Origin of the sequence: Intrasporangium sp., from assembly GCF_039812505.1 — a bacterium.
In the GTDB taxonomy this organism is placed as follows: domain Bacteria; phylum Actinomycetota; class Actinomycetes; order Actinomycetales; family Dermatophilaceae; genus Intrasporangium_A.
Genome location: NZ_JBDIAQ010000153.1, coordinates 1 through 8,326, shown reverse-complemented (window position 1 = coordinate 8,326; position 8,326 = coordinate 1). Strand labels below are relative to the sequence as shown.

The following is an 8,326-nucleotide window of genomic DNA, read 5'->3' as shown; positions in this document are numbered from 1 at the left end:
CGGCAGCCGAGCGTGTCACTCGGGGTCAGATGCCGCGACCGGGGTTGAGCAGGCCGAGGGGGTCCAGTGCGTCCTTGATGGCCCGGCTGACCGCAGTCCCCACCGGACCGAGCTGGTCGGGCAGCCAACGCTGCTTGAGCAGCCCGACCCCGTGCTCACCGGTCAGCGTGCCGTCGAGCTCGAGGGCACCGCGGAAGACCTCGTCGGCCGCCTGCCACACCGCGTGGGGCACCGTGCCGTCGGGCGAGTCGAACACGAAGGTGGGGTGCAGGTTGCCGTCGCCGGCGTGGGCCACGGTGACGACCCGGACGTCGTGCCGGTCGGCGGCCCGCTCGATCCGGGCGACCATGTCGGCCAGCCGGCTGACCGGCACACCGACGTCCTCGACGAGGCACCGGCCGAGTCGTTCGGCAGCGGGGTAGGCCAGGCGCCGCACCTCGAGGAGCTGGGCGGACTCGTCGGGGTCCGTCGAGACCGCCACGTCATCGGCTCCGGCGGCCGTGAACAGGGCGTCGACCCGTTCGGCGCGGGCGTCGGCGTCGACGTCGTCGAACTGGGCGATGAGCATCGCCTCGGTCCCGGAGAGGCCGAGGTGCTTCCAGTCGTCGATCGCCCGGAGCATGGCATGGTCGAGCAGCTCGAGCAGGCTCGGGCGCAGCCCGGCGGCGACCACGGAGGAGACGGCGCCGGCGGCGGTGACGAGCGACGGGAAGCCGCCCACCACCGTGACCGGGTCGCGCGGTGGGAGCGGGAGCAGCCGCAGGGTGGCGCTCGTGACGATGCCCAGCGTGCCCTCGGACCCGACGAACAGCCCGGTGAGGTCGTAGCCGGCGACGTTCTTGATGGTCCGCCCACCGGTAGACAGGACCCGACCGTCGGCGAGGACCGCCTCGATGCCGAGGACGGAGTCGCGGGTGACGCCGTACTTGACGCAGCGCAGCCCGCCGGCGTTCGTGGCGACGTTTCCGCCGATGGTGCTCAGCTCGACGGAGGACGGGTCAGGGGCATACATGAGGCCGGCCTCTCGGGCCGCCCGGTCGACGTCGGCGGTGATCGCCCCGGCCTCGACGACGGCGACCCGGTTCGCCGGGTCGATCTCGCGGATGGCGGTCATCCCGGAGAGGCAGACGACGAGCGCGTTGTCGATGGCGGTCGCGCCCCCGGCGAGGCCGGTGCCGGCGCCCCGCGGTACGACCGGCACCCGGTGACGGGTGGCCCACTGCATCACCGCGACGACGTCCTCGGTACGGCTGGGCATGACCACCGCAAGCGGCCGCCCCGCCGGGAGGACCGTGACCTGGTCGTGGACGAACCCGGCCACGATGTCCGGGTCGGTGACCAGGCGTGCTCCGGGCACGAGGTGTCCGAGCTCGCGCAGCTCGACGTCGCCGACAGGACCGGTCTCCATGGGCTCGATCCTCCTCGACGTGGGCGTCTCAGGCCAGCCCTTCGGCGACTCCCAGCGCGGCGGCGACGGCGGACTCGAGCTCGGGTCCCACGTCGACCGACAGGTGCCGCCCGTCGCGGACGACCGCCGCTCCCCCGACGAACACATCGGTGACATCGGCCGCGGTGGCGGCGAACACGACGTGGGCCAGGGCATCGCCGCTGCGCGCCCCTGCCGTGCGGGGCGAGTCGAGCCGGACCGTGACGAGGTCGGCCAGCGCGCCGGGGGCGATCGAGCCGGCTTCGGGCCACCCGATGGATGCCGCGCCGTAGGTCGTCATCGCCCGCACGAGGTCCCCGACGGACAGGTGGCCGCGGGTGCCCGAGACGAGCCGTTCGTCCAGCTCGATGGCGCGAGCCTCCTCCCACAGGTCGATCATCATGTGCGCGTCGCTGCCCACGCAGAGCGGCGACCCGGCGGCGTGCAGCCGCGCGGCCGGCCCGACGCCGTCGGCCAGGTCGCGCTCGGTCGTGCAGCACATGCTGATGAAGGTGGCACTCCCGCCCAGGGCCGCGATGTCCGCGTCGGTCAGGTGCGTCGCGTGGACGGCGGTCGTCGTGTCGCCGAGCGCCCCTTCGGCGGCAAGCACCTCCGTGGGCGTGAGCCCGAACGCCTCGACGGATGCGGCGTTCTCGGCGGGCTGCTCCGAGAGGTGGACGTGCAGCGGCCAGCGGTTCGCGCGGGCCGCGTCGGCGATGGGGCCCATGGCCGCGCGGGGCACGGCACGTACCGAGTGGATCGCCGCGCCGGTGCGCTGCATCGGCCCGGACCCCAGCTGCGCGACCCGCTCGACCCAGGCCTGCCAGGAGCCGTCGTCGAAGCGCTGCTGGACCCCGGTGAGCGGCGCACCGTGCACGTCGGCCTGCAGGTAGCACGTGTCGATCAGGGTGATCCGGATGCCGGCGTCGTTGGCGGCGCGCACGACGGCGCGGCTCATCTCGTTGGGGTCGGTGTAGCGCTCCCCGCCGGCACGGTGGTGCACGTAGTGGAACTCGCCCACGCTCGTCACGCCGGACAGGGCCATCTCGGCGTACGTGGCCCGGGCCAGGTCGTACATCAGCTCCGGGGTGAGCCGCTCGGCCACGGAGTACATCAGGTCGCGCCACAGCCAGAAGTCGGCGACACCGCTCTGGCTGTGGCCCCGGATCGCGCGGTGGAACACGTGCGAGTGGGTGTTGGCCAGGCCCGGCAGCGTCAGGCCCCGCAGCACGACCGCCGCCTCCGGTGCCGGGACACCGGCCGTGACGGAGACGATGACGCCGCCGGCCGTCTCGACGAGGACGTCCTTGGTCGCGGAGTCGCCTCCGAGCCAAGCCTGCTCGCAGTGGAACGTGGTCATCGGGTCTCCTCGGGCCGAGGGGCCGGGTTGGCTTCGTGGATGACCCGGCCGCGCCGGATCACGGTGCTGACGTTGTTGCGACCCAGCCGGTAGGCGACGTCCTCGGGCGACCCGACGTCCAGCACGATCAGGTCGGCCTGCTTGCCGACCTCCAGCGACCCGACCCGGTCGGCCCGGCCCAGCGCGACGGCCGAGCCCAGGGTCGCCGCCCGCAACGCCTGAGGGACGCTGAGCCCGCCCGTGCGGCAGGCCATCTGGATCGCGAGCTGCATGCTCGTGGTCCAGCACCCGGGGCAGATGTCGGTGGCCAGGGCCAGCTCCATCCCGGCGTCGAGCACCCTGCGTGGGTCCAGCGGGTGCGGATGGCGCACGGCGTAGTCGAGGCAGGGCATGTAGACGCCTGCGACACCGGCCTGCCCGAGCTGCGCCAGCTCGGCATCGGTCGTCAGGTTCAGGTGGTCGACGCTGGTCGCGCGCAGGTCCGCGGCGAGCGCCGCCGCGCCGGTGTGGCTGTACGCGTCGAGGTGGACCTTCGGGGCCAGCCCGGCGTCGAGCCCGGCGCGCAGGATCCGCTCGGTCTGCGCGAGGTCGAAGTAGCCGTCGTCGCAGTAGACATCGCAGAACTCGGCCAGTCCCTCCGCGCCGACGCGCTTCGCGAGCTGCACGACCTGCTCGACGTATGCCGCCTGGTCGGCTCCCGGGGGGAAGGCGTGCGCCCCGAGGAAGGTGCTCACGATGTCGACCGGAAGCTGTTGCTGCAGAACGCGGTTCGTGTCGAGGGTCGCGATCTCGGTCTCGACGTCCAAGCCGTAGCCGCTCTTGCTCTCGACGGTCGTCGTGCCGTGCTCGACCATCTCCCGCAGCCGCCCGGCGGCCTGCTTCCGCAGCTCGTCGCGGCCCGCGGCCCGCGTGGCCGCCATGGTGCCGGTGATCCCGACGACCGCGCCGGGCGGGGGCTCGAGTCCGGCGACCCGGGCCGCGTACTCCTGCGCCCGGCTGCCGCCGAAGACGACGTGGGTGTGTGCGTCCACGAAGCCCGGCAGGACGACACCGCCACGGGCGTCGACGACGAGCTCGGCGGCATACCCGCTGACGTCCCCGACCGCGACGATGCGGCCGCCGTCGACGGCCACCCCGCCGCTGGTGCTCCCGAGCAGGTCGGGAGCACCGGCGGCGCAGGTCAGCACCTCGGCGGCACCGGTGACGATCAGGTCGACGGACTGTCGCTGCTGGTGCTGGGGGGTCATCGGGTCACTCGTCGTCGGGGCCGAAGGTCGCCTGCCGGGTCCACCACAGCGGGACGGTGAGGCCCTCGTCGGGGCCGACGGTCTTGGCGACCTCGCGGGCGCGGTCGTAGCCGGCCTGGGCGTGGCGCACGACGCCGATGCCACTGTCGACCGTCAGGGCGGCCTTGAGCCGGAACGCGGCGATGTCCGTGCCGTCGGCGATCATCGTGACGCCGGTGTGGACCGAGTCGCCCATCGCGTAGTTGGCCTGGATGGCGATCAGGTCGCACATGGCCGACGCGTTGAGCAGACCGTTCAGGTACGGCCAGTCGGAGATGACGTCGGAGCCGTCGGGCATGTTCTCGGACTCGAAGGTCGGGTTGATGATCGAGCCGGAGTCGAGGTTGTCGCGGGAGAACGCGACCGGGCCCTTGACCTCGCCCTTCTTGATCAGCTCGTTGACGGCCAGGCCGAACTTCTTGCGCTGGCCGAAGCCGAGGTAGCACACCCGCGCGGGCAGGGCCTCGATCGGGACGTGCTTGCGGGCCAGGCTGATCCAGCGCGTGACGAGCTCGTCGTCGGCGAACAGCTCCATCACGAGGTCGTCGAGGCGAGCCAGGTCGGCCGGGTCGCCGGAGATGCAGGTCCAGCGGAACGGGCCGCGGCCCTCGAGGAAGAGCGGGCGCAGGTAGGCCGACACGAAGCCCGGGATCCGGTAGGCGTCGGGGTGGCCACCGAGCTCGGCCTCGCGGCGGATCTGGTTGCCGTACTCGAAGGTCGGCACGCCCATGTCGAAGAAGGCGTTCATGGCGTTGAGCTGGCGCACCATCGCCTGCCGGCTCACCTCGAAGTAGGCGTCGCGGTCGCGCTTGCGGAAGTCCTCCGCCTCGTAGACCGTGTACCCGACCGGGACGTACGCGACCGGGTCGTGCGCCGGGGTCATCTCGGTGACGACGTCGGGGCGGAAGCCGTTCTCCAGGCAGTACTCGAACAGCTCGACGGCGTTGGCGACGACGGAGATCCCGAGCGGGCGCTTCTCGGCCGCCGCCTCCTTGGCCAGCTCGATGGCGTGCGGGATCGACTCGGCGAGCACGTCGCAGTACCCGACCTTGATCCGGTTGTTGATGATCCGCTCGTCGACGTCGGCGCAGATGGCCACGCCGCCGAGCATCGTCATGGCGCGCGGCTGGTTGCCGCCCATGCCGCCCATGCCGGCGCAGACGAGGATCTTGCCGGCCCAGGAGCCGTCGAGGTGCACGTTGGCGACCGAGCGGAGCGTCTCGAAGGTGCCCTGGATGACGCCCTGGGTGCCGATGTACTCCCACGGGGCCGCGGTGTACTGGGCGAAGATCGTCAGGTTCTTGTCCTGCAGGTCGTAGAACTGCTGCCAGGACGGGCGGACGAAGTTGGTCGTCGCCATGACGACGCGGGGGGCCAGCTCGTGGGTCTGGAAGACGGCGACCGGCATGCCCGACTGGACCACGAGGGTCTCGTCGTCCGCGAGGTTCTGCAGCGAGTCGACGATGGCGTGGTAGGACTCCCAGTTGCGGGCCGCCTTGCCGATGCCGCCGTAGACGACGAGCTCGTCGGGGTGCTCGGCGACCTCCATGTTGTTCTCGAGCATCCGCAGGATGGTCTCCTGCTTCCAGCCCTTGCAGCGCAACGTGTCCCCGCGCTGGGCGGTGATGTTGCGCACCACGGGCTTCGGCTCGAACGTGGCGTCGCTGACGGGCATGTGCTCCGTCCTGCGGTCGGGCGTTCCGGTGGTCATCTTCAGGATTCCTTCTCTTCGGTGGGGAGGTGGGGGGCTACGGTGTCGAGCACGGCGCCGGATGCGACGAGCTCGGCGGCGGCGCGGATCCGGGGGTACATCACGACGTCGCGGGTCAGGAAGGCGATCCCCCGGCCGTCGCTCGTCGGGGTGGAGCGCACCAGGTCGAGGACCGCCCGGGTGGCCGGGGCCAGCGCGCTGCGCTCCTTGCCCGCCGCCGCCAGCCGCAGCTCGAGGGCCTGGGCGGCCGCGACGAGCTCGATGCCCACGACGTGCTGGACGTTCGCCACGACCTGGCGGGTGTGTCGCCCCGCGTTGTTGGCCATCGAGACGTGGTCCTCCTGGTTGGAGGAGGTCGGGATGGAGTCGACGCTGTCGGGGTGGGCCAGCGTCTTGCAGTCCGAGACGAGTGCGGCGGCGAGGTACTGCGGCAGCATGTAGCCGCAGTCCATCCCGGCGTCGGCGCTGTCGACGAGCATCTCCGGCAGGCCACGGCTCAGGGTGCTGTCGTCGAGCCGGAAGATCCGCCGCTCGGCGATGCTGCCGATCTCCGAGACGACGATCGAGGTGAAGTCGGACACGAAGGCGAGGTACTCGGCGTGGAAGTTGCCGCCGGAGACGGCCTTGAGCCGACGGCTCGCGGGCAGCTCGGTGAAGATGAGCGGGTTGTCCGTGGCAGCGGTGATCTCCCGTTCGACGATGCCGCGCACGAAGTCGAGCGTGTCGCGGACGGGGCCCAGCACCTGCGGGACGCAGCGCAGCGAGTAGGCGTCCTGCGGGGGCTGACGGACCGGGTCGACCGACTCGCTGCCGTCGATGAACTCGCTGCCGGCGAGCAGGTCGCGCAGGTGTGCGGCGGTCGCGATCTGGCCGACCTGTCCACGCGCGGCGTGGACCTGGGGCAGGAAGGCGTCGGCGAAGCCGCTCAGGGCCTCGATCGACATCGCCGCGGCGACCTCGGCGGTGCGGACGAGCGTGTCGGCGTCATACACGGACAGGGCGGCCAGGGCGGTCGAGAACGACGTTCCGTTGATCAGGCCCAGCCCCTCCTTGGGCCCGAGCACGATGCGCTCGAGACCGGCGGCCCGCATGGCGGTCAGGCCCGAGACGACCTCGCCGTCGACGATCGCCTGACCGCTGTCCTCCTCGCGGTCCTCGCCGGCCGCCCGGGTGAGCACGATGGCCAGGTGTGCGAGCGGGATGAGGTCACCGCTGGCCCCGAGGCTGCCGAACTCGGGCACGGCGGGCAGGACGCCCGCGTTGAGCATGTCGACGATCCGCTCGACGAGGACCGGGCGCACCCCGGAGAAGCCGCGGGTCAGGCTGGAGACACGGATGAGCATCGCCGCCCGCACGACATCCTCGTCGAGGAGCCGGCCGACACCGGAGGCGTTGGACACGATGAGCCGGCGGGACAGCTCGCTGGCCTGCTCCGGCCGGGCGAAGGCCGCCTTGCCCGCGAGCGAGCCGAAGCCGGTGTTGATGCTGTAGATCGGGTCGGCCATCGCCGCACCCTCACCCCCGTCGAGCCGGCCCGCGACGGCGTCCTGCACCCATTGCAGCGACGGCGCCATCGCGGCCTCGACTGCGGGGGCGATCTCGACCCGCGCCCCTCCACGGGCGACGGCGACGAGGTCGTCGAGCGTCAGGGCGCCCGTCCCGACGACAACGGTGTCAACCATTCCGGTCCTTTCTGCTCGGTCTGCGTGGCTCAGCGGGCCATGTCCGAACCATTGCCCACCTTCCTGCTCCCGTCCAGACCCTGCTCTCATCGAGTGAGAATCGCCTGTGGGCGCTGGTCGAGCACCTCAGACAGCTGCTGGGCACTGGCCCGCAGCGCTGCCCGGGTGCGCGTGACCCAGCTGCGGGAGCAGCGGTACGCAGGCCCGGCCACCGTTATCGAGCAGGCGATCTCACCGCCGGCGAAGACCGGGACCGCCACCGCGACCGCGCCCTCGGACAGCTCGCCGTGGGATACGAGGAACCCGCGACGTCGGATCTGCTCGATCTCCCGGACCACCAGGGCCCGGTCGAGGGTGGCCGCTGTGATGTGCCGCAACGGCTGGGCGAGCACCCGCTCGACGACCGCCGCGGGCGCGTGCGCCAGCAGCATCCGCTGGCCGGCCCCGGCGTGGAGCGGCAGGAGCTGGTTGATCTTGAAGGCCATGCGGATCGGCTGGTCGGACTCGACCTGCCGAAGGCAGATCGCTTGGGTGCCGACGCGAACCGTCAGCACGGCGGTCTCTCCGGTGGTCTCGCTGAGCTCACGGAGGAACGCGTGACCGAGCTCGAGCAGACGGGTGTGGGTCAGGTGCTGGCCGGAGAGCTCGAGCAGGCGCCAGCCGAGCACATAGGACCCGTCCCGCTCCTCGACGAACTGCGCCTCTCGCAATGTGCGCAGGTAGCGGTAGACGGTCGACAGCGGCAGGGACGTGTCCTCGGCGATCTCGTCGGCGCGGGCCTCACCGGCCTCGGCGACGCTCACCAGCACCCGCAACCCGCGCTGGAACGCCCCGGCCGCAGCACCCCGCCCGGTGCGACCA

At 72.0% G+C, this 8,326-nt stretch carries 6 protein-coding genes; all 6 read right to left on the bottom strand.

Annotation, left to right across the window (positions count from 1 at the left end):
• Positions 1–25: 25 nt before the first annotated feature.
• The gene (locus WMI84_RS15285; RefSeq protein WP_347354635.1) at positions 26–1,408 is read right to left on the bottom strand and encodes an FAD-linked oxidase C-terminal domain-containing protein; all 1,383 of its coding nucleotides are present in this window, start codon (positions 1,406–1,408) and stop codon (positions 26–28) included.
• A 28-nt stretch (positions 1,409–1,436) separates the two neighbouring features.
• Positions 1,437–2,786, bottom strand: coding sequence for a formimidoylglutamate deiminase (locus WMI84_RS15280; protein ID WP_347354634.1), 1,350 nt, complete (start codon positions 2,784–2,786; stop codon positions 1,437–1,439).
• A complete protein-coding gene (gene hutI, locus WMI84_RS15275; protein ID WP_347354633.1) occupies positions 2,783–4,033 on the bottom strand; it encodes an imidazolonepropionase in 1,251 nt (416 codons plus the stop codon). The genes WMI84_RS15280 and hutI overlap by 4 nt, the downstream gene beginning before the upstream one ends.
• Positions 4,034–4,037: 4 nt before the next feature.
• On the bottom strand, positions 4,038–5,783 hold the full coding sequence (locus WMI84_RS15270) for a urocanate hydratase (RefSeq protein ID WP_347354632.1): 1,746 nt from the start codon (positions 5,781–5,783) through the stop codon (positions 4,038–4,040).
• 2 nt (positions 5,784–5,785) lie between these two features.
• Entirely contained in the window at positions 5,786–7,465 is a 1,680-nt protein-coding gene (locus WMI84_RS15265; RefSeq protein WP_347354631.1) for a histidine ammonia-lyase, read from the bottom strand.
• An 86-nt stretch (positions 7,466–7,551) separates the two neighbouring features.
• Positions 7,552–8,326, bottom strand: a 775-nt coding sequence (locus WMI84_RS15260) for an IclR family transcriptional regulator (protein ID WP_347354630.1), incomplete at its 5' end; no start/stop codon positions are given.

Bases quoted from the DNA above. Each gene is read 5' to 3' on its own strand.
- WMI84_RS15265 (WP_347354631.1), bottom strand. From the start codon at position 7,465: ATGGTTGACACCGTTGTCGTCGGGACGGGCGCCCTGACGCTCGACGAC.
- WMI84_RS15270 (WP_347354632.1), bottom strand. From the start codon at position 5,783: ATGACCACCGGAACGCCCGACCGCAGGACGGAGCACATGCCCGTCAGC.
- WMI84_RS15280 (WP_347354634.1), bottom strand. From the start codon at position 2,786: ATGACCACGTTCCACTGCGAGCAGGCTTGGCTCGGAGGCGACTCCGCG.
- WMI84_RS15285 (WP_347354635.1), bottom strand. From the start codon at position 1,408: ATGGAGACCGGTCCTGTCGGCGACGTCGAGCTGCGCGAGCTCGGACAC.
- hutI (WP_347354633.1), bottom strand. From the start codon at position 4,033: ATGACCCCCCAGCACCAGCAGCGACAGTCCGTCGACCTGATCGTCACC.